We start from the raw sequence: 20,543 nt of genomic DNA on the forward strand, positions 1-20,543 counted from the left end.
CTCCGCACGATGCAGGGTTCGCGAGGAGCCGGCCAGCGGCCGGCACTACGGCGATGTAGGGTTCGCCAGGAGCCGGCCAGCGGCCGGCATTGCGGCGATGCAGGGTTCGCCAGGAGCCGGCCAGCGGCCGGCACTACTGTACGTCCACCCACACCAGATGGTGGTCGCTGCCGTCGGCGATCTTCGCTTCCGGACTGTCGTTGGCCGGCCAGAACACCCCGCTGCCGATGTAGCTGAAGCCCACCGACGGCAACACGTAGTCCAGGCGCATCGTGCCCGACTTCGGGCCGAAATCGCCGGTGGCATGGAACGGCGCGCCGCGCCGGACGATGCCCTTTTCGGCGTACGCCAGGCTGGTCTGCTCACCGCCCACGCTGCGCGGGGTCGGGTAGCGCAGCACGCGCGGGTTCTCGATCAGCTCGACGATCCCGTCATGGCGGCCATCGCCGTCCACCGGGTCGTTGTTGAGGTCGCCCAGGATCACGAAGCGTGCATCCTGCGCCAGACCGCCGCACTGGCCGCGGTCATCGCACAGCCACGGCGTGTCGCCGCCCGACAGGTAGTCCCGCCACAGCCGCAGTTCGTCGTGGTTGCGCGCGGCGTTGCGCTTTTCCGGGCCGTCGAACACCGGCGGAGTCGGGTGCGAGACCAGGGCATGCACCACGCCGTTCGGGGTCTTCACCGGCACGTCCCAGTGCGACTTGGACGACAGGCGCAGCTGCGACCAGACGTGGTCGTTGTAGAACGACGTGCCGGTGCGCGGGTCGATCGGGCGCAGCGCGCCGGGCATCGCACTCCACTTCAGCAGTTGGAAGCTGCGGACCTGGGCGTCATCGATCGGATAGCGCGACAGCACCAGCATGCCGTACTGGCCGGGGTGCAGGCCGTAACCCCAGGCGTCGTTGCCACGGTTGCGGCCATCGCCGCCGATCTGGCCGTTGTTGTCCAGGTCCAGCCCGCTCTGCACACCGGTGTTGACCGGCGCCAGGTAGCGGTAGGCGAAATGCAGCGGCTCGCCGCCACCCGGCTGGGCCGTTTCCAGGTAACGCTGCTGGAACAGGTCGGCGGCGCGATGCGCGTCGTCGTAGTCGAATTCGTTGAGCAGCACCAGGTCCGGGCGGACCTGCTGCAGCACGGCGGCGATCTTGCGCGCGTGCGCGCTGTCGCCTTCCAGCTCGGCGATCAGGCCGCCGGTCTCGTCGCTGTACAGCGAGGTGTTGTAGGTGGCGATCCGCAGCGGCGCGGAGGCGGTATCCGGCATGGCGGTGGTCTTGGTCGGGGACTGGGCACAGGCGCCGCAGAGCAGGGCCAGGGCAAGGATCAGGGGATGGGCGTTCATCCCGCTATTCTGCACTGGAGCGCATTGCAGTGGCGGGTCAGAGCCCGTCCCGGGCATCGTCGAATTCATGCCAGCGGCGGCCGTCGTAAGCCTCCAGCGGGCGGAAGCGGCGCTTGTAGTCCATCTTGCGGTGATCGCGGATCCAGTAGCCCAGGTACAGGTGCGGCAACTGCTCGCGCCGGGCCCAGGCGATCTGCTGCAGGATCGCGAAGGTGCCCAGGCCGCGATGGGCGTGCTCGGGGTCGAAGAAGGTGTAGACCGCCGACAGGCCTTGGGTGGTGACGTCCGTGACCGCCACCGCGAGCAGGTCACCGCGGTGGCCGTCCTGCGACGGCCCGCGGATTTCCAGGAAGCGGCCCTGCGACCACTGCCCGATCAGGAACTGGTCGAACTCGTGCGGGCCGTGCTCGTCCATGCCGCCCTTCGCGTGGCGATGGGTGAGGTAGCGGTGGTAGAGCGCGAACTGCTCGTCGGTCTGCTCGGCGGCGACGATGCGCACTTCCAGGTCGTCGTTGCGGGCCAGGCAGCGGCGCTGGCTGCGGTCGGGGGCGAAGCGCGCCACCGGCACGCGCACCGACACGCAGGCGTGGCAGTTGGCGCAATGCGGGCGGTAGACCAGGTCGCCGGAGCGGCGGAAGCCCCAGCTCAGTGCCATCGGGTACAGCGTGCCCAGGCGCGGATCGTTCGGATCCAGCACCAGGTCGCGCGCGGCCCGTTCCGGCCAGTAACCACAGGGGTGGTCGCCGGTCTGGAACAGTCGCAGCTCGTCGTCGCGGTCGGTGTGGATCGCCATGACCACAGCATAGCGCCGGGGCGTCGCAGCCGCCGCGACTGTCTGCCCGATGAACGCGGCCGGGTGCCCGGTCAACCCGCTCGCCGCGGGTGCGTTTTCTCTCCCGTGGGTGCCAACGCACCGCACGAAGATTCCCCTACAGAACCGGAGTGACCCATGCGCAACCGCAAACCCCTTCTGCTGCTGGCCCTGCTGATGACCACCGGCGCTGCCGGCCTGGCGGTCGCCGCCGATGCGCCGGCCACGCCCGACAAGCCGGCCCGCGCGACGCTGGATACCAACGGCGACGGCGTCGTCGATCGTGCCGAAGCTGCCAAGGCGCCGCGCCTGGCGGAGAAGTTCGACAGCCTGGATGCCAACAAGGACGGCAAGCTCTCCCGCGAAGAACTGCCGCGCTGGCAGGGCAAGCGTCACGGGCGTGGCCCGGGCGGCGCGCATGAGCGGCTGGAAAAGCTGGACGCGAACAAGGATGGCCGGATCAGCCGCGACGAGGCGAAGGCCGATCCGCGCCTGGCCGCCCGTTTCGACCAGATGGACGTCAACAAGGACGGCTACCTGGACAAGGCCGACCGCGAGCTGGGCATGAAGCAGCATCGTGACGCCTGGTTCGCCGCCGCCGACACCAACAAGGACGGCCAGATCAGCAAGGCCGAGTTCGATGCGGCAAAGGGCCCATTCGGCGGTCCGCGTGGTGGGCATGGTGGTGACAAGCCGCCGATGCCGCCGAAGGCGCGCTGAGGTAGAGCCGACGGAGAGCCGACGTAGAGCCGACGTAGAGCCGACGTAGAGCCGACTGTTAGTCGGCTGTGATCGGCTGCTCTCCGCTCAGGCCTCATGATCTGGATACACAACCTGGGGCGCCGGTCATCGACCGGCGCTCTTTTTCGCTCAGAACATCCCGCGCTGATGGGCCATGGCCAGCACAATGCCGGCGATCAGCAGATTGGTCACCAGCAGTGCCGGCCTTCCGTACATCGACTGGTACACCCAACTCGGCCCGCTGCGGCCCCTGCGTGCGGCATCGCGCGCGATCATCGGGGCCATGATCCGCTGCAGGGGCACCAGGCACTGGTAGTTGACCACGCCGGTGCCAAGCACCATGGCGATCAGTGACCCGTACAGCGGGGCCTGCAGCACCGTCAGCGCGAGCACGGTCATGCAGACCAGCATGGCGGTGAACGTGCTGTAGTGCACGAAACGATGCACCGCGGCGCGCTCGCCCGGTGTTTCGGTATAGCAGAGCAGGTAGCGGCCGCCGAGGTAGCTGCCGATGACGCCACCGGCCATTGCGCCGATGGCGATGCCCCAGCTGAACTCCGGGCCGATCAGGTGACTCTGGCTGGCGGCTGCGCCGAGGGAGCCCATCGCCGCGCCGCCGGACAGACTGGCGCCACCCAGGCCGATCTTGCTGCCGCCCACGCCGACGCTGGTGCCGAGCAGGATGGCGGCGCTGGCCGTGCCCGGTGCCGCCACCATCACCATCGACACCACGGCCGTGGCGAACGCGGCGCCCGGTGCCGTGCCGCGTGCGAAGTCGCCGAAGCGGCGCAGCATCTCCTCACGCACGCTGGCGCGCGCCCGCGACAGGCGCTTGCGCACGGCGGCATCGCTCAGGCCGAGCAGGTTGGCTACCTGTTGCGAGCTCTGGCCTTCGCGGTAGTACAGCAGCAGGGTCTCGCGGCTGTCTTCGGGCAGGGCCGAGATGATCTCTTCCGCGGCCAGTTCCTCCTCCGCGCGCTGCAGGTACTCCGGTGCGCTGGGGCCGGGGTCGGCGGCCATGCTGATGGCGATATCGGCGGCGTCACCGGACAGCGGCCGGCCGCGGTTGGCGCGCAGCCAGTCGCGGGCCAGGTTGCGGGTGATCTGGCGCAGCCACGGCAGGAAGCTGGCCGGGTTGTGCAGCTGGTTGAGCTGCTGCCAGGCCTTGATGAAGGCTTCCTGCGCGATGTCCTCGCTGGCCTGCACGTCGCGGGTGATGGCCAGCGCGATGGCGGTGACGGTGTTCTGGCACGCCAGCACGATACGGCCGTAGGACTGCTGGCAGCCGCCGGCAGCGGCGGGCAGTTCACGGTCGAGCGTGTCGGTCAGCGGGTGCGGGGTCATGGCGTCGGTCCCTGGCGGTGATGACATCATGACGCCGGGGCAGGGGAAATGTGACCGGCCGAATCTGCATGGAACCGTAGAGCCACGCCCTGCGTGGCTGCTTCTCGTTTTACGGTTGGTTGGTCGGGGGCGTGATACGGACGCGTACTTCTTCTTCTGGCGCCGGTTCGGCTGCCGGGGCCTGGGGTTGTGCCTGTTGCGTCTGTACCGGCACAGCCGTCGGGGCGCTGCGGTGGCGCATCACCACCACCATCGCCACGGCGGCGATGACCAGCAGCAGGCCGATGCGGATGCGCCAGGCCCAGTTGCGGCGGGGGGCCACGTCGGCCACCTGGTCGCGGAACGCGAATTCGGCGGTGGGGTGGTCGCGGCGGGTGGTTTCCAGCAGGCGCGCATCGCGCAGGATTTCGCGCGCACGCGGCTGGTCGTCGGCATGCACCACCCACAGGGTGGGGTGGGTGGTGGCCTTGCTGGTGTCCAGATAACTGAACTGGCTGCCGCGCTTGCTGTGGTACGAACGCCCGTTGGTGATGCGCACGTCGATGCCGGCGTCGCGGAGCAACCTGGCCACGCCTTCGACGGTTTCCACACGCTGGCTGCTGAAGATCTGACGCATATCGAATTATTCCTTGGCCGGTACGGCGGCGGCCGCGGCACTGTCATCCACCACGCGGATCAGACCTTCCTGCGCGGTGCTGGCAACGAGTATGCCGTTGCGGGTGAAGAACTGGCCACGGGCCAGGCCGCGCGAATCCTGCGCGCTGGGGCTGTCCAGCGAGTACAGCAGCCAGTCGTCGGCGCGGAACGGGCGGTGGAACCAGATGGCGTGGTCCAGCGAGGCCATCTGCACGTGCGGCTGGTAGTAGCTGATGCCGTGCGGGAAGGTGGCGGTGCCGAGCAGATGGAAGTCCGAGGCATAGGCCAGCAGCGCCTGGTGCAGCTCGGGTGCGTCGCCGACGGTTTCGTTCAGGCGCAGCCACACCTGGTGGTACGGCGGGCGCTTGGGTGGGTGAAGCTCGTCGCGCGGGTACACGTGGCGGAACTCGAACGGGCCACCGCGCGAGAGCCAGCGCTGCACCTTGATGGGGAGGCGCTCAAGCACTTCCTGCGGCAACGGGCGGTTTGCTTCGATGTCTTCCGGCTGCGGCACTTCCGGCATCTTGTGCTGGTGCTCGGCGCCGGTCTCGGCCTGCTGGAACGAGGCCGCGCAGAAGAAGATCACCTTGCCGTGCTGGATCGCGGTGACCCGGCGTACGGAGAAGCTGCCGCCATCGCGGGTGCGGTCCACGTCGTAGACGATGGGGTGGTCGATGTTGCCTGCGCGCAGGAAATAGGCGTGCAGCGAATGCACGTGCCGGCCGTTGTCGACCGTGGCCTGCGCCGCAGACAGCGCCTGGCCCAGCACCTGGCCGCCAAACACGTATTTGGTGCCGATGTCGCGGCTCTGGCCACGGAACAGGTTGTCTTCCAGGCGCTCGAGCGTGAGCAGGTCGATCAGCTCGGAAACGACGGGTTCTTGCGTGGCGGACAAAGGCGGCAACCTGGGTTGGACTGGCGCCGATTATACGGCTCCGGTAGTGCCGGCCGCTGGCCGGTTCCTGGGCATGTCCAAGCGCACGTGGAGCCGGCCAGCGGCCGGCACTACGGGTATGTCCACGCGCAGGTGGAGCCGGCCAGCGGCCGGCACTACGGGGATGTCCGCGCGTGCGTGGAGCCGGCCAGCGGCCGGCACTACGGCATGTCCACGCGCAGGTGGAGCCGGCCAGGTGTCCGGCTTCGCGGGTCAGCCCTTCCCCAGCCGCGCCACGAGCGTGTGCAACGCCTGCTGGGCGTCCGGCGCATACCAGGCCTCGACGAAGCGATCGAGCCGGATCAGGTCGGCGTGCAGCGCTTCGTGCAGGTCTTCGCGCGCGATGGCGCGGGTGAGCAGCATCGGCTGGCGCGGCAGCTTCAGCAGGCGGCCCAGCCAGGCCACCGCACGCGGCACCACGTCGGCCGGCGCGGCCAGTTCGTCCACCAGACCGATCTCCAGGGCGCGTTCGGCCGCGACCATCTCACCGCCGACCAGCAGCTGCGAGGCGCGATGGTGCCCGACCACGCGGCGCATCAGGCGCTGGATGCCCTCCGGTGCCACCAGCCCGACCTGCACTTCGTTCAGCCCGATCACGGTCGGCTGGCTCGGGTCCGGGCTGCGCGCCAGGATCCGGTAATCGCAGCACAGCGCCAGCACGCAGCCACCGGCCGGGGCATGCCCGGTCAGTGCCGCCACCACCGGCACGCGGCTTTCGGCCAAGGTGCGCACCGCGCCGAAGAAGGCCTAGCTGTCCAGCAGCTTGTGCCGGTCCTCGCCGTGGCTGAGCAGATGGGGCACGTCCATGCCGGCGCTGAAGATTCGCTCGCTGCCGGACAGCACCAGGCCGTGTACGTCATCGGACATGGCCTGGTTGATGTCGTGGATCAGGTGACGACACAGCTCGGTGTCCAGCGCATTGACCGGCGGGCGGGCCAGCCGCAGCTCGCGGATGGGGCCATGGTTGATCACCTCGATAAGGGTCGTCATGCTGCGATCTCGTTGCGGGCAGGGAACTGAGACGATGATAACCAAACCATTCGTTGGCGTATTGTTGATGCTGTGTGCCGGCGCAGCATCCGCCGGAGCGGCCGAGCCGTCCTGTGTGGTGGTGGAGCAGGGTTGGGTACGGCTGCCGCCGCCGTCGGCGTCCATGGCCGCCGGCTACGCAACGATCCGCAATGGCTGCAAGGTGGCGGTGACCGTGGTGGCAGCGGACAGCCGGGCGTTTGACGATGTATCGCTGCACGAATCCACGCGGGTCGATGGGGTAAGCCGCATGCGTGCGGTGGAGCGGCTGCCGATTGCGGCAGGCGCCACGGTCGAGCTCAAGCCCGGCGGGCTGCACCTGATGCTGATGCAGTCGGTGGACACGCTCACGGCAGGCATGGTGTTGCCGTTGCGGCTGAGCCTGGCCGATGGGCGCAAGGTCGAAGGCATGCTGCAGGTGCGTGAGGCCGCGCGCTGAAGCGAGGCAGGGCATGACCCGAAACGAAACAGGCCGCCCATGGGCGGCCTGTTCTTCGATGCAACAGCGGTAGCGGGTCAGCTCGATGCGTTGCGGATCGCCTCCGGCAACGGCGCGCTCCTGCCGGTATGGGTGTCCATCCAGACCACCACCACATTGCCGTCCGAATACAGCGTGCTGTCGTTCTTCTCGTCCACGATGCGGTGGCCGATGGTCACGCTGCTGTTGCCCAGCCGCTCGACGAACAGCTCCACCACGATGTCGTTGGGCCACACGATCGGCAGGCGGTAATTGACGTTGGTGGCGGCCACCACCGGTGCGATGCGGTCGGTCATCGAAACGCCTTCCACGCCCAGCATCCAGCGCACGCGCGCCTCTTCCAGGTAGGAAATGTACTTGGCGTTGTTGACGTGGCCCATGCTGTCCATGTCGCGCCAGCGCACGCTGATGGGCACGCGGGCGAGGATCTTGTGTTCGGTGGTCATCAGGCGTCCTTCTTCTTCTTGGCAGTGCTGGTCTTGCTGGTTTTGCTGGCCTTGCCGGTGGTCTTGGCCGCAGCGGCCTTCTTCGCCGGTTTTTCCGGCTTGGCCTTGCGCGGCGGACGCACGTCGGGCTTGTTGGCCACCGCGGCCGGGCGCTCCGGACGGGCGCTGACCGAGGGCAGCATCTTGGCCAGGAACTGGCCGGTGTACGAGGTCGGGCAGGCCGCCACGTCTTCCGGCGTGCCCGTCACCAGGATGGTGCCACCGCGATGGCCGCCTTCCGGACCGAGATCGACGATCCAGTCGGCGGTCTTGATGACGTCCAGGTTGTGCTCGATCACCACCACCGTGTTGCCTTCGTCGCGCAGCTTGTGCAGTACGCCGAGCAGTGCTTCGATGTCGTGGAAGTGCAGGCCGGTGGTTGGCTCGTCCAGGATGTAGAGCGTGCGCCCGGTATCGCGGCGCGACAGTTCCTTGGACAGCTTCACGCGCTGCGCTTCACCGCCGGACAGGGTGGTCGCGCTCTGGCCCAGCTTGATGTAGCTCAGGCCCACGTCGACCAGCGTTTCCAGCTTGCGCGCGATGCCCGGCACCGGTTCGAACAGCTTCAATGCATCTTCGACGGTCATCTGCAGCACGTCGTTGATGTTGTAGCCCTTGTACAGGATCTCCAGCGTTTCGCGGTTGTAGCGCTTGCCGTGGCAGACATCGCAGGGCACGTACACGTCCGGCAGGAAGTGCATCTCCACCTTGATCAGGCCATCGCCCTGGCACGCTTCGCAGCGACCGCCGCGCACGTTGAAGCTGAAACGGCCCGGCGAATAACCACGCGCACGCGCCTCGGGCACCTGTGCGTACAGTTCGCGCAGCGGCGTGAACAGACCGGTGTAGGTGGCCGGGTTCGAGCGCGGGGTGCGGCCGATGGGCGACTGGTCGATGTCCACCACCTTGTCGAACAGGTCCAGCCCTTCGACCTCCTTGTACGGGGCGACGGGGTGCGAGGAGCCGTTGATCTCGTTGGCGGCCAGCGAGAACAGGGTGTCGTTGATCAGCGTCGACTTGCCCGAGCCGGACACGCCGGTGATGCAGGTCAGCAGGCCCGACGGAATGTCCAGGTCCACGCCTTTGAGGTTGTTGCCGCTGGCGCCGCGCAGGTGCAGCGTCATCTTCGGGTTGGGCGTGTGCCGGCGCGCGGGAATCTCGATGGCGCGCTTGCCCGACAGGTACTGGCCGGTCAGCGAGCGCGGTGCATCCAGGATGTCCTGCAGGGTGCCCTGGCCGACGATCTCGCCGCCGTGCACGCCCGCGCCCGGGCCGATATCCAGCACGTAGTCGGCCAGGCGGATGGCATCTTCGTCATGCTCGACCACGATCACCGTGTTGCCCAGGTCGCGCAGGCGGGTGAGGGTGCCGAGCAGGCGCTCGTTGTCGCGCTGGTGCAGGCCGATGGACGGCTCGTCGAGCACGTACATCACGCCCACCAGGCCGGCGCCGATCTGGCTGGCCAGGCGGATGCGCTGTGCCTCGCCACCGGACAGGGTGTCGGCCTTGCGCTCCAGGGTGAGGTAATCCAGGCCCACGTCGACCAGGAAGCCCAGGCGTTCGCCGATCTCCTTGACGATCTTGCCGGCGATCTCGCCGCGCCAGCCGGGCAGGCTCATGCCGCTGAAGAACTTCAGCGCCTCGTCGATCGGCAGCACCACCAGCTCCGGCAGCGCACGGTCGGCCACGAACACGTTGCGTGCGGCGCGGTTCAGGCGCTGGCCCTGGCACTCGGGGCAGTTGCGCTCACTGATGTACTTGGCCAGCTCTTCGCGCACCGCCGCCGATTCGGTTTCCTTGTAGCGGCGCTCGAGGTTGGGAATGATGCCCTCGAAGCGGTGCTTGCGCTGGGTGCGCCCACCGGCCTCGGTGAAGTAGGTGAAGGTGATGGTCTCATCGCCGCTGCCAAACAGCACTGCCTGGCGCACGCTGTCGGACAGGCTCTGCCACGGCGCATCCACGTCGAACTTGTAGTGCTTGGCCAGCGAGGCGATCAGCTGGAAATAATAGGCATTGCGGCGGTCCCAGCCGCGCACGGCACCGGCCGACAGCGACAGCTCCGGGTGCACCACCACGCGGCTGGGATCGAAGAACTCGGCCATGCCCAGCCCGTCGCAGCCCGGGCAGGCGCCGACCGGCGAGTTGAACGAGAACAGGCGCGGTTCCAGCTCCGGCAGCGAGTAGTCGCAGACCGGGCAGCTGTACTTGGACGAGAACAGATGCGCAGGCGCGTCCGCGACGTCCAGCGACTGCACCGAGACCATGCCGTCGCCCAGCTTCAGCGCGGTTTCGAAGCTTTCGGCCAGGCGCTGCTTGATGTCCTCGCGCGGACGGAAGCGGTCGATCACCGCTTCAATGGTGTGCTTCTGGCGCAGCGCCAGGGGCGGCACCGCGTCGATTTCATGCAGGGCGCCGTCCACCCGCACGCGCACGAAACCCTGCGCGCGCAGCTGGTCGAACACCTGGGCGTGCTCGCCCTTGCGCTCGCGGATCACCGGGGCCAGCAGCATGTAGCGCTGCTCCGGGTCCAGGGTGAGCACATGGTCGACCATCTGGCTCACGGTCTGCGCTTCCAGCGGGTAGCCGTGGTCCGGGCAGCGCGGGCTGCCGACGCGGGCGTACAGCAGGCGCAGGTAGTCGTAGATCTCGGTGATGGTGCCCACGGTCGAACGCGGGTTGTGCGAGGTCGACTTCTGCTCGATCGAGATCGCCGGGGACAGGCCCTCGATGTGGTCCAGGTCCGGCTTTTCCATCACGCTCAGGAACTGGCGGGCATAGGCCGACAGCGACTCCACGTAACGGCGCTGGCCTTCGGCATAGATGGTGTCGAAGGCCAGCGAGGACTTGCCCGAGCCGGACAGGCCGGTGATGACAATGAGCTTGTCGCGGGGCAGGTCGAGATCGATGTTCTTGAGGTTGTGCGTCCGCGCGCCGCGGATGCGGATGAAATCCATCGCCATGGGGGATCCGTTGTGGGGCTTCGACCCGGGGGTCGGCAAGCGGGTGGGGCAAGCGGAGACGGCAATCGGTCAGCCTACCGAGCTTGGGATTTGGGGGCAATCGGCGACATTGCCAGTCCCGTGTCTCATCCCCTGAGACCGGCGGGTCGCTTACCTGAACGGGGTTCAGCCTATTGCGCCCCAAGGCGGAGGGTGGGTTGACCCGGGCTGGGGTGAGTCATTAAAATCCCGCTTCTGTCTGCCCTCGACGGCAGCAGTCCATAGACCACAATAACTACAGAGGAAGTCTGGTCATGTACGCAGTACTGGTAACCGGCGGTAAGCAATACCGCGTGGCGCAGGGCGAAACGCTCCGCGTTGAAAAGCTCGAAGTCGAAGTCGGCAACGAGATCAAGTTCGAAGAAATCCTGATGCTGGGTGACAGCGACGGCATCAAGCTGGGCGACGCGCTGAGCGGCGCTTCGGTCACTGCCAAGGTCGTGTCGCAGGGTCGTGCCGACAAGGTCCGGATCATCAAGTTCCGTCGCCGCAAGCACCACATGAAGCGCCAGGGTCACCGTCAGTACTACACCGAAATCGAGATCACCGGCATTGCCGGTGGCAGCAAGTAATAAGGAGAAGCAGTCATGGCACATAAGAAGGGCGTAGGCTCATCGCGCAACGGTCGCGACTCCAACCCGAAGTACCTCGGCGTCAAGATCTTCGGTGGCCAGGCCATCGATGCCGGCAACATCATCGTGCGTCAGCGCGGCACCCAGTTCCACCCGGGTACCGGCGTTGGCCTCGGCCGTGACCACACCCTGTTCGCGCTCGTCGACGGCAAGGTGGAGTTCTCGGTGAAGGGCCCGAAGAAGCGTCGTACCGTCAGCGTCGTCGCCGAAGCCTGAGCTTCGCGGCATGCAGGCGTCGCCCCCGCCCAGGCGTGGGGCCGCTGACGAAAGCCCCGCTTCGGCGGGGTTTTTGTTTTTCACGTTAGACTCTGCGGTCGGGTGCATCCGTTGCCCACCGCCTCCAGTTGGCATCCAGAATCATGAAACTTGTAGACGAAGCAGAAATCCAGGTCACCGCTGGCAATGGCGGTAACGGCTGCGTCGGTTTCCGTCGCGAGAAGTTCATTCCGCTGGGCGGCCCGGACGGCGGCGACGGCGGCAATGGCGGCAGCGTGTACATCCGCGCCGACGAAAACCTCAATACGCTGGTCGATTTCCGCCACGAGCGCATCTTCAAGGCGCAGCGCGGTGAAAACGGCATGGGCCGCCAGGCCTACGGCAAGGGCGGCGAAGACCTGTTCATCACCGTGCCGATCGGCACCGTGATCATGAACGTGGCCACCGACGAAGTGATCGGCGACCTGACCCAGCACGGCGACACCCTGCTGGTGGCCAAGGGCGGCAAGGGCGGCCTGGGCAACATGCACTTCAAGAGCTCCACCAACCGCTCGCCGCGCCAGTCGCTGCCGGGCGAGGAGGGCGAGGAGCGCCTGCTGAAGCTGGAGCTGAAGCTGCTGGCCGACGTCGGCCTGCTGGGCTTCCCCAACGCCGGCAAGAGCACCCTGATCCGCGCCGTCTCCGCTGCCACCCCCAAGGTGGCCGATTACCCGTTCACCACCCTCTACCCCAATCTGGGCGTGGTGCGCGTGGAGAACTACCGCAGCTTCGTGATCGCCGACATTCCCGGCCTGATCGAGGGTGCTGCCGACGGTGCCGGCCTGGGCGCGCAGTTCCTGCGCCACCTGCAGCGCACCCGCCTGCTGCTGCACCTGGTGGACATCTCCCCCATGGAGGGCGGTGTGGAAATCTCGCCGATCGAGCAGGTCCGGGCGATCGAGCGCGAGCTGGCCAAGCATGATCCGGAACTGCTGGACAAGCCGCGCTGGCTGGTGCTGAACAAGGCCGACCTGATGTTCGAGGACGAGGCCAAGGCCGCGGCCGAGAAGATCATCGCCGAGCTGGGCTGGACCCAGCCGTGGTACCTGGTCTCGGCGCTGGGCCGTGAAGGCACCTGGCCGATCATGACCAACATCATGGCGTTCTTCGACCGCCAGAAGGAAGACGAGGCGCAAGCGCGCGATGCGTACTGAGCGCCTGCGCTCGCGTCTGAAGAACCCGGCTCCGGCCGGGTTTTTCCGTTCTGTCGTAGCGCCACGCCCTGCGTGGCTGTCGCCGGCACAGGGTCCTGGGTCGCACGCATCCAGCCACGCAGGGCGTGGCTCTACGCGGGGTGTTTTCCGCGTTTGGTGCGCCAACGCAAAAAACCCGGCCAGGGCCGGGTTCTTTTACCGCACGCCGCGCAATGCGCGGCGTTGCGCCGTATCAGGCGGCCTTGAGGGCCTTGATGCGGGCGGTCAGGCGGCTCTTGTGACGGGCAGCCTTGTTCTTGTGGATCAGACCGCGCGAGCTGAAACGGTCGAGGATCGGCTGGGCGACGGCAAATGCTGCCTCGGCGCCGGCGGCGTCATTGGCATCCAGAGCCTTGATCACCTTCTTGACAGCGGTGCGCAGCATCGAACGCTGAGCCGTATTGCGCGCGTTGCGCACGACGGTCTGCTTGGCGCGCTTCTTGGCGGACTTGATATTGGCCACAGTGGTGGTTTCCTGAAAAATCGATGTAATGGGAACAGCAAGCTGGAAAGTATGATGGCTCGAAAAATGTACGTCAAGTCAATTGTCAAGAGGGAACACGGGTGAGTTCACCAAGGATGTTGCGCGGGCTGCTGTCTTTCAGCAGCATGACCATGATTTCGCGGGTGCTGGGGCTGGTTCGCGACCTGGCCGTTACCACCACGTTCGGTACCAATGCGGTGACCGACGCCTTCTGGGTCGCCTTCCGGGTACCCAACTTCCTGCGCCGGCTGTTCGCGGAGGGCTCGTTCGCGACCGCCTTCGTGCCGGTGTTCACGGAGGTGAAGGAAACCCGCTCGCACGAAGAGCTGCGCGAGCTGATGTCGCGGGTGGCCGGCACGCTCGGCGCGGTGCTGCTGCTGGTGACCGCGCTGGCGCTGATCTTCGCCCCGCAGCTGGCCACGCTGTTCTCCAGCGGGGTGGACACCGACCCGGCCAAGCACGGCCTGCTGGTGGACCTGTTCCGGCTGACCTTCCCGTTCCTGCTGTTCGTCTCGCTCACCGCCCTGGCGGGTGGGGCACTGAACAGCTTCCAGCGCTTCGCGATGCCCGCGCTGACCCCGGTGATCCTCAACCTGTGCATGATCGCCGGCGCGCTGTGGCTGGCGCCGCGGCTGGGCGGCACGCCGGAGAAGCAGATCCTCGCCCTGGGCTGGGCGGTGCTGGCGGCGGGCGTGCTGCAGCTGCTGTTCCAGCTGCCCTCGCTGAAGGGCATCAACCTGCTGACCCTGCCGCGCTGGGGCTGGAGCCATCCGGGCGTGCGCAAGGTGCTGACCCTGATGGTGCCCACCCTGTTCGGCTCGTCGGTGGCGCAGATCAACCTGCTGCTGGACACCGTGATCGCGGCGAAGCTGACCGACGGCTCGCAGTCCTGGCTGTCGCTGGCCGACCGCTTCCTGGAACTGCCGCTGGGCGTGTTCGGGGTAGCGCTGGGCACGGTGATCCTGCCTGCGCTGGCCCGTCACCATGTCAGTACCGACAAGGCCGGGTTCTCCAGCGCGCTGGACTGGGGCCTGCGCACCACGCTGCTGATCGCCGTGCCGGCCATGCTGGGCCTGCTGCTGCTGGCCGAGCCGCTGATCGCCACGATCTTCCAGCACGGCCAGTTCACCCCCTTCGATACCCGCATGACCGCGTTGTCGGTGTACGGCCTGAGCCTGGCGCTGCCGGCGTTCGCGCTGCTGAAGGTGGTGCTGCCGGCGTTCTACGCCCGCCAGGACACCCGCACCCCGGTACGCGCCGGCCTGGTCGCGCTGGTGGCCAACATGGTCTTCAATTTCGTGCTGCTGGCCGTGCTGTACCACGTGATGGTGCCCGAGGCGCTGAAGGCGCAGGGCGTGTGGGTGGCGCTGGGCAAGCAGCCGGGCCTGCACCTGGCCCTGGGCATCGCCAGCGCGCTGTCCAGTTACCTGAATCTCGGCCTGCTCTGGTACTGGCTGGGCAAGACCGGCGTGTACCAGCCCAAGCCCGGCTGGGCCGGCTACGCGACGCGTCTGGCGTTGGCCTGTGTGGCCATGGTGGCGGTGCTGCTGGGCCTGCTGCAGCTGATGTCGGCGTTCACCGACATGGATAAGTGGCACCGCATCGGCAATCTGGCACTGCTGGTCGGCGGCGGCGGCCTGACCTACCTGCTGGCCCTGGTGGCGATGGGCTTCCGCCCGCGCCACCTGCGCGAGCATTGATCCAAGGGCCCGCCATCACCATCTAGGACCGATGCCGGTAGCGCCACGCCCTGCGTGGCGCCCGGCGAGCCTTGTCACCCCGGTATACTTACCGGTCATGCATTGCAACAGATGGGCCCGGGTGGGCCGGATTCCGATCAGATGACCAGGTTGTTCAGAAGCATCGAAGGCGGGCGCTTGTTCCCGCACGGAAGCGTGGTCTGCATCGGCGCATTCGACGGCCTCCATCTGGGCCATCGTGCGCTGGTGCGGCATGCGGTGGCGCGTGCCCGCGCGTTGGGCGTGCCTGCCGTGGCGGTCGCCTTCGAGCCGCTGCCGCGCGAATACTTCGCCCAGGGCGAGCCGCCGCCGCGGCTGACCCTGGCCCGCGACAAGGTGGCGATGCTGGGCGAGCTGGGCGTGGATGCGATCGGGCTGCTGCGTTTCGACGCGCGCATGGCCGCGATGCAGGCCGAGGACTTCGTGCAGCAGTTGCTGGTGCACCGCCTGGGCGCGCGCGAGGTCTGGATCGGGCCGGAGTTCTGCTTCGGCAACCGGCGCAGGGGCGACCTGGCCCTGCTGCAGGCGATGGGCGCCGAGCTGGGCTTCAGTGCCGGCGAGATCGAGCCGGTCGACCTGCACGGCGAGCGCATTTCCAGCACCCGCATCCGCCAGCTGCTGCGCGCCGGCGATTTCACCCATGCCAATGACCTGCTCGGTCGCCCGTATGCGATCGGGGGCAGGGTGGTGCGCGGCCGCCAGCTGGGCCGTACCCTCGGCTTCCCCACCGCCAACCTGCGCTTCCCCAAGACGCCGGCGCTGTCGGGCATCTATGCCACCTGGGTGCACGGCGTGTTCGACCAGCCGTGGCCCTCGGTCTCCAGCTTCGGCACGCGGCCGACGGTGGAGGGCGTGGAGCCGCTGCTGGAAGCCCACCTGTTCGATTTCCAGGGCGACCTGTACGGTCGTCATATCCAGGTTGAATTCGTCGCCAAACTGCGCGATGAAGAAAAGTTCCATGATCTGGCGGCGTTGACCGACCAGATGCACCGTGACGCCGATCAGGCGCGTCACATCCTTTCCGAACACAGATTGCGAGCCACTGCGTGAGCCAGGACTACAAAGCCACCCTTCATCTGCCGGCAACCGAATTCCCGATGCGCGGCGACCTGCCCAAGCGCGAGCCGGGCATTCTGTCGCGCTGGGAAGACGAGGGCCTGTACGCCCGCCTGCGCGAAAACGCGCAGGGTCGCCCGCTGTTCGTGCTGCACGACGGCCCCCCGTATGCCAACGGCCAGATCCACCTGGGCCATGCGGTCAACAAGATCCTCAAGGACATCATCGTCAAGTCGCGCTACCTGGCCGGCTTCGATGCGCCCTACGTGCCCGGCTGGGACTGCCACGGCCTGCCGATCGAGATCGCGGTCGAGAAGAAGTGGGGCAAGGTCGGCACCAAGCTGGACGCCGTTGAATTCCGCCAGAAGTGCCGCGAGTACGCCGAAGAGCAGATCGAACTGCAGCGCCGCGACTTCAAGCGCCTGGGCGTGGTCGGCGATTGGGACAACCCGTACAAGACGCTGAGCTTCGATTTCGAGGCCAACGAAATCCGCGCGCTGTCCAAGGTGTTCGCCAACGGCCACATCGTGCGCGGCGCCAAGCCGGTGCACTGGTGCTTCGACTGCGGCTCGGCACTGGCCGAAGCGGAAATCGAATACCAGGACAAGACCTCGCCGGCCATCGACGTGGCGTATGTCGCGCGCGATTCGGCGCAGCTGGCGGCCCGCTTCGGCGTGAGCCTGCCGGCGGATGTCGAGGTCGCCGTGCCGATCTGGACCACCACCCCGTGGACGCTGCCGGCCTCGCTGGCGGTGTCGCTGGGTGCGGAGATCCAGTACGCGCTCGTTGAAGGCCCGGCCCATGCCGGCAAGCGCCGCTGGCTGGTCATCGCCGCGACCCTGGCCGAGCGCGCGCTGCGCCGCTATGGCGTGGAAGAAGTGGTCGCCCACGGCCATGCCGCCGGTGCCGCACTGGAGAACCTGCTGCTGGCGCACCCGTTCTACCCGCAGCGTGACATCCCGCTGCTCAACGGTGCCCACGTCTCCGACGAAGACGGTACCGGTGCGGTGCACACCGCCCCGGGCCACGGCCAGGAAGACTTCGTGGTCAGCCAGCAGTACGGGCTGATGGACAACTACACCGCCGCCCAGATCAATCCGGTTGACGGCCGCGGCGTGTACCTGCCCTCGACCCCGCCGGCAGGCGAGGTGGTGCTGGCCGGCGTGCACCTGTGGAAGGCGCAACCGCTCATCGTGGAGGTGCTGCGCGACGCCGGTGCGCTGCTCGCCTTCGTCGAGATCGTGCACAGCTACCCGCACTGCTGGCGGCACAAGACGCCGGTGGTGTTCCGCGCCACCCCGCAGTGGTTCATCTCGATGGACAAGGCCAACCTGCGCCGCGATGCGATGGCCGCCATCGACAGCGTGGGTTGGTTCCCGAGCTGGGGCAAGGCGCGCATCGGCGCCATGGTCGACGGGCGTCCGGACTGGTGCATCAGCCGCCAGCGCACCTGGGGCGTGCCGATTGCCTTCTTCACCCACCGCGAAACCGGCGAGCCGCATCCGCGCACCGTCGAGCTGATGCAGCAGGTGGCCGATCGCGTAGAGGTGGGCGGCATCGACGTGTGGTACTCGCTCGACGCGGCTGAACTGCTCGGCGATGAAGCGCCGCACTACGAGAAGGTCACCGACATCCTCGATGTCTGGTTCGACTCGGGCGTGACCCATGAAGGCGTGCTGCTGGCACGTGGCTTCGGCAAGCCAGCCGACCTGTACCTGGAAGGTTCGGACCAGCACCGCGGCTGGTTCCAGTCCTCGCTGCTGACCGGCGTGGCCATCGACACGCATGCGCCCTACAAGCAGTGCCTCACCCACGGTTTCACCGTGGACGAGAAGGGCCGCAAGATGTCCAAGTCGCTGGGCAACGGCATCGAGCCGCAGGACATCATGAAGACCCTGGGTGCGGACATCCTGCGCCTGTGGATCGCCTCGGCCGATTACAGCAACGAGATGTCGCTGTCGCAGGAAATCCTCAAGCGCAATGCAGACGCCTACCGGCGCCTGCGCAACACCGCGCGCTTCCTGCTCGGCAACCTGGACGGTTTCGATCCGGCGCAGCACCTGGTGGCCCCGGCCGACATGGTCGCGCTGGACCGCTGGATCGTGCATCGCGCCTGGGAAGTGCAGGAGAAGATCAAGGCGGCCTACACCGGCTACAACATGGCCGAGATCGTGCAGCTGCTGCTGAACTTCTGCAGCGTGGACCTCGGCTCGCTGTACCTGGACGTGACCAAGGACCGGCTGTACACCATGCCGACCGATTCGCGCGGCCGTCGCTCGGCGCAGAGCGCGATGTACCACATCGCCGAAGCGTTCACCCGCTGGATCGCGCCGATCCTGACCTTCACCGCCGACGAGCTGTGGGGCTACCTGCCGGGCGCGCGCAAGGACAACGTGCTGTTCGCCACCTGGTACGACGGCCTGGTGCCGCTGCCGGCGGATGCGGCCTTGAACGCGGCCGACTTCGACCAGCTGCTGGCCCTGCGCGAGCAGGTCGCCAAGGTGCTGGAACCGATGCGCGCCAACGGCGCGATCGGTGCGGCGCTGGAAGCGGAGATCACCGTGGCCGCCAACGCCGAAACCGCCGCGCGCTGGCAGCCGCTGGCCGATGAGCTGCGCTTCCTGTTGATCAGTGGTGATGTCAGCGTGCGCCCGGCGACCACCGACGAGGTGTTCGTCAGCGCCCAGCCGACCACCAAGCAGAAGTGCGTGCGCTGCTGGCACTACCGTGCCGATATCGGCAGCGTGGCCGCCCACCCGGAACTGTGTGGTCGTTGCGCCAGCAACGTCGACGGTGCCGGCGAAGACCGGAAGTGGTTCTGATGGCCGCCCCGCGTCCGCGTCCCAACGCGCTGGTGTGGCTGCTGCTGTCGGCGGCCGTCATCGGGCTGGACCAGTGGAGCAAGGCCTGGGTGCTGTCCAGCCTGCCCGAGTTCCAGCCGGTGGTGGTCATCGACGGCTTCTGGAACTGGTACCGCACCTACAACACCGGTGCGGCATTCAGTTTCCTGAGCGACGCCGGTGGCTGGCAGCTGTGGTTCTTCACCGCCCTGGCCGTTGCCATCAGCGGCCTGATGGCCAAGTGGCTGTGGGAAACCCCGCGCGCCAACTGGCGCCGCGCGGTGCCCTTCGCGCTGGTGATCGGCGGGGCCATCGGCAACGTCATCGACCGCCAGGTGCATGGCCACGTGGTGGATTTCATCCAGTGGTACGTGGGTGAGCACTACTGGCCGTCCTTCAACATCGCCGATGCGGCGATCGTGGTCGGCGCGGTGGGTATTGCGGTGTTTGGCCTGTTCGAAGGCAAGTCCGAGAAAAAAGCGGGATAATTCCCTCCAGTTCCCTGTATCAACCGGCTCCGGCCGGCCGGAGTATCTGACCGATGGATGTGTTGCTCGCCAATCCGCGTGGTTTCTGTGCCGGTGTCGATCGTGCGATCGAGATCGTCAAGCGCGCGATCGAGACCCTGGGTGCGCCGATCTACGTGCGCCACGAGGTCGTGCACAACCGGTTCGTGGTCGATGACCTCAAGCGCCGCGGGGCCATCTTCGTCGAAGAGCTCGACGAGGTGCCGGACGACAACACGGTGATCTTCAGCGCCCACGGCGTCTCCCAGGCCGTGCGCCAGGAAGCCGAGCGGCGCGGGCTGAAGGTGTTCGACGCGACCTGCCCGCTGGTTACCAAGGTCCACCTCGAAGTGGCCCGGCATTGTCGCGCCGGCCGCGACGTGGTGCTGATCGGCCACGCCGGGCACCCGGAAGTGGAGGGCACCATGGGCCAGTGGAGCCGCGAGCGCGGCACCGGCACCATCTACCTGGTGGAAGATGTGGAAGACGTCGCCACGCTGGTGCTGGACCAGCCGGAGAACTTCGCCTACACCACCCAGACCACGCTGTCGGTGGACGACACCCGCAGCATCATCGACGCCCTGCGCACCCGCTTCCCGGCGATGCAGGGCCCGAAGAACGACGACATCTGCTACGCCACGCAGAACCGCCAGGACGCCGTACGTGACCTGGCCAAGCGCTGCGACCTGGTGCTGGTGGTCGGCTCGCCGAACAGCTCCAATTCCAACCGCCTCAGCGAGCTGGCGCGCCGCGACGGCGTGGAGTCCTACCTGATCGACGGCGCCGACGAGATCGACCCGGCGTGGGTGGCGGGCAAGAAGCACATCGGCCTCACTGCCGGCGCCTCCGCACCGCAGGTGCTGGTGGATGGCGTGATCGCCCGCCTGAAGGAGCTGGGTGCCACCGGCGTGGGCGAGCTGGAGGGTGAGCCCGAATCGATGGTGTTTGCGTTGCCGAAGGAGTTGAGGCTTCGCCTCATCTCCTGACAAGGAGTGACGACCAACGGTCGTCACCGCGCAACGAAGGCATGACCTTTGGCCAT

The 20,543-nt window shown here is 67.4% G+C and carries 18 protein-coding genes and 1 pseudogene; 10 read left to right on the plus strand and 9 right to left on the minus strand.

The features are described from left to right. Positions 1 to 133: 133 nt before the first annotated feature. Entirely contained in the window at positions 134 to 1,339 is a 1,206-nt protein-coding gene (locus tag RT456_RS05470) for an endonuclease/exonuclease/phosphatase family protein (protein ID WP_313343574.1), read from the minus strand. Between the two features lie 37 nt (positions 1,340 to 1,376). Further along, positions 1,377 to 2,132, minus strand: a complete 756-nt coding sequence (locus tag RT456_RS05475; protein WP_313343576.1) for an arginyltransferase — start codon at positions 2,130 to 2,132, stop codon at positions 1,377 to 1,379. A gap of 156 nt (positions 2,133 to 2,288) precedes the next feature. Here RT456_RS05475 and RT456_RS05480 point away from each other — a divergent pair, with 156 nt between their 5' ends. Next, positions 2,289 to 2,870 (plus strand): EF-hand domain-containing protein, encoded by a 582-nt coding sequence (locus RT456_RS05480; RefSeq protein WP_313343578.1) that lies wholly within the window; start codon positions 2,289 to 2,291, stop codon positions 2,868 to 2,870. Between the two features lie 150 nt (positions 2,871 to 3,020). Here the strand turns inward: RT456_RS05480 and RT456_RS05485 are convergent, their stop codons facing one another. The 4 genes and pseudogenes from RT456_RS05485 to RT456_RS05500 all read right to left on the minus strand — a co-directional run bounded on the left by RT456_RS05485 (position 3,021) and on the right by RT456_RS05500 (position 6,795). Beyond that, entirely contained in the window at positions 3,021 to 4,235 is a 1,215-nt protein-coding gene (locus RT456_RS05485; RefSeq protein ID WP_313343580.1) for an RNA polymerase sigma factor, read from the minus strand. A gap of 109 nt (positions 4,236 to 4,344) precedes the next feature. Then, on the minus strand, positions 4,345 to 4,851 hold the full coding sequence (locus RT456_RS05490; protein ID WP_313343583.1) for a pathogenicity-like protein: 507 nt from the start codon (positions 4,849 to 4,851) through the stop codon (positions 4,345 to 4,347). A gap of 6 nt (positions 4,852 to 4,857) precedes the next feature. Then, positions 4,858 to 5,766, minus strand: coding sequence for an acyl-CoA thioesterase II (tesB, locus tag RT456_RS05495; RefSeq protein WP_313343585.1), 909 nt, complete (start codon positions 5,764 to 5,766; stop codon positions 4,858 to 4,860). 252 nt (positions 5,767 to 6,018) lie between these two features. Further along, positions 6,019 to 6,795 (minus strand): annotated as a pseudogene (locus tag RT456_RS05500) (enoyl-CoA hydratase/isomerase family protein). 34 nt (positions 6,796 to 6,829) lie between these two features. On the opposite strand from RT456_RS05500, the gene RT456_RS05505 reads away from it, so the two are divergent. Next, positions 6,830 to 7,273, plus strand: coding sequence for a copper chaperone PCu(A)C (locus RT456_RS05505; protein ID WP_313343588.1), 444 nt, complete (start codon positions 6,830 to 6,832; stop codon positions 7,271 to 7,273). 77 nt (positions 7,274 to 7,350) lie between these two features. On the opposite strand, the gene RT456_RS05510 is transcribed toward RT456_RS05505, so the two are convergent. Both RT456_RS05510 and uvrA read right to left on the minus strand, forming a co-directional pair. Next, on the minus strand, positions 7,351 to 7,758 hold the full coding sequence (locus tag RT456_RS05510; RefSeq protein WP_313343591.1) for a thioesterase family protein: 408 nt from the start codon (positions 7,756 to 7,758) through the stop codon (positions 7,351 to 7,353). After that, on the minus strand, positions 7,758 to 10,757 hold the full coding sequence (gene uvrA, locus RT456_RS05515) for an excinuclease ABC subunit UvrA (protein ID WP_313343593.1): 3,000 nt from the start codon (positions 10,755 to 10,757) through the stop codon (positions 7,758 to 7,760). The genes RT456_RS05510 and uvrA overlap by 1 nt, the downstream gene beginning before the upstream one ends. A 293-nt stretch (positions 10,758 to 11,050) precedes the next feature. Between uvrA and rplU the strand changes: the two genes are divergently transcribed. The 3 genes from rplU (at position 11,051) to cgtA (ending at position 12,837) form a co-directional block, all read left to right on the plus strand. Further along, a complete protein-coding gene (gene rplU, locus RT456_RS05520; protein WP_214900886.1) occupies positions 11,051 to 11,368 on the plus strand; it encodes a 50S ribosomal protein L21 in 318 nt (105 codons plus the stop codon). 15 nt (positions 11,369 to 11,383) lie between these two features. Beyond that, entirely contained in the window at positions 11,384 to 11,644 is a 261-nt protein-coding gene (gene rpmA / locus RT456_RS05525) for a 50S ribosomal protein L27 (RefSeq protein ID WP_019184517.1), read from the plus strand. A 143-nt stretch (positions 11,645 to 11,787) separates the two neighbouring features. After that, complete coding sequence (gene cgtA, locus RT456_RS05530) at positions 11,788 to 12,837, plus strand: Obg family GTPase CgtA (protein WP_313343598.1); 1,050 nt, start codon at positions 11,788 to 11,790, stop codon at positions 12,835 to 12,837. Between the two features lie 232 nt (positions 12,838 to 13,069). Here cgtA and rpsT read toward each other — a convergent pair whose 3' ends face one another. Further along, complete coding sequence (rpsT, locus tag RT456_RS05535) at positions 13,070 to 13,339, minus strand: 30S ribosomal protein S20 (RefSeq protein WP_017354922.1); 270 nt, start codon at positions 13,337 to 13,339, stop codon at positions 13,070 to 13,072. A gap of 116 nt (positions 13,340 to 13,455) precedes the next feature. On the opposite strand from rpsT, the gene murJ reads away from it, so the two are divergent. The 5 genes from murJ to ispH all read left to right on the plus strand — a co-directional run bounded on the left by murJ (position 13,456) and on the right by ispH (position 20,487). Then, the gene (gene murJ / locus RT456_RS05540; RefSeq protein WP_313343601.1) at positions 13,456 to 15,060 is read left to right on the plus strand and encodes a murein biosynthesis integral membrane protein MurJ; all 1,605 of its coding nucleotides are present in this window, start codon (positions 13,456 to 13,458) and stop codon (positions 15,058 to 15,060) included. Positions 15,061 to 15,201: 141 nt separating this feature from the next. Continuing rightward, entirely contained in the window at positions 15,202 to 16,149 is a 948-nt protein-coding gene (locus RT456_RS05545; protein ID WP_313343603.1) for a bifunctional riboflavin kinase/FAD synthetase, read from the plus strand. Then, positions 16,146 to 18,977: an isoleucine--tRNA ligase gene (gene ileS, locus RT456_RS05550; protein ID WP_313343606.1), complete on the plus strand. Its 2,832-nt coding sequence runs from the start codon at positions 16,146 to 16,148 to the stop codon at positions 18,975 to 18,977. Before RT456_RS05545 ends, ileS begins: the two co-directional genes overlap by 4 nt. Beyond that, entirely contained in the window at positions 18,977 to 19,483 is a 507-nt protein-coding gene (gene lspA, locus RT456_RS05555) for a signal peptidase II (protein ID WP_313343608.1), read from the plus strand. The genes ileS and lspA overlap by 1 nt, the downstream gene beginning before the upstream one ends. Before the next feature lie 53 nt (positions 19,484 to 19,536). Then, complete coding sequence (gene ispH, locus RT456_RS05560; protein WP_313343612.1) at positions 19,537 to 20,487, plus strand: 4-hydroxy-3-methylbut-2-enyl diphosphate reductase; 951 nt, start codon at positions 19,537 to 19,539, stop codon at positions 20,485 to 20,487. The last annotated feature ends 56 nt before the right edge of the window (positions 20,488 to 20,543 follow it).

The organism is Stenotrophomonas sp., assembly GCF_032099025.1.
Taxonomy (GTDB): domain Bacteria; phylum Pseudomonadota; class Gammaproteobacteria; order Xanthomonadales; family Xanthomonadaceae; genus Stenotrophomonas.